This window comes from Sphingobium sp., assembly GCF_033795625.1.
Classification (GTDB): domain Bacteria; phylum Pseudomonadota; class Alphaproteobacteria; order Sphingomonadales; family Sphingomonadaceae; genus Sphingobium.
Map to the genome: position 1 here is coordinate 1 of NZ_JARYGI010000127.1, position 685 is coordinate 685.

Below are 685 nucleotides of genomic sequence, written 5' to 3' on the forward strand. Positions count from 1 at the left end.
GCCACTGGGCCTCATCCACCCCGTGTCCGAGGTGGGTCATCTCGACAAGGGGGCAATCCGCCTCACCGTGAACGGTGAAGTGAAGCAGGATGCGGATCTGACCGAACTGATCTGGCCCGTCGCCGACGTCATCGCGTTCCTCAGCACGCTCTATCGTATCGAGCCGGGCGATCTCATCTACACTGGCACGCCCGCTGGCGTTGGAGCTGTGGTCGAGGGCGACGTGGTGACCGTCACGATCGAGGGTCTCGAACCCACCGAAGTCACCATCGGCCCAAAAGCCGCCGACTGATTTTTCATCAGCCCAGAAGGCGGCGCTAAGACCGCTAATCCGAGGAGGGTAGTTATGGCAGTTCTAACAGCGGAGGCCGGATCGGCCTCCGCGATCGATGCCGCATGCTTTGGTCCCTATCAGTTCAGGATCGCTGCGCTATGTGCACTTATCGCAAGCCTCGACGGCTTTGACACGCAGGCGATAGCCTATGTCGCGCCGACAATCGCCGAAGCATGGAAGCTCGACAAGGCCGCTTTTGGCCCCATTTTCGGTGTCGGGCTGCTCGGCCTGACGATCGGCGCGTTCCTTCTCAGTCCCGTCGCCGACAGGATCGGTCGGGCTCTGTTGCAAAGATTGGCGGCAGTCAGAGGTAGGCTGTCGCTCTGCGCCGATCAGGCGGCTGCTGCGAAA

General features: G+C 61.6%; 1 protein-coding gene and 1 pseudogene. Both read left to right on the forward strand.

All coding sequences use genetic code 11. From position 1 onward, the window contains the following. On the forward strand, positions 1-292 hold a 292-nt coding region (locus QHC67_RS18965; protein WP_319296724.1), incomplete at its 5' end, for a fumarylacetoacetate hydrolase family protein. Positions 293-346: 54 nt separating this feature from the next. Further along, positions 347-685: pseudogene (locus QHC67_RS18970) on the forward strand (MFS transporter); the annotation flags it as partial.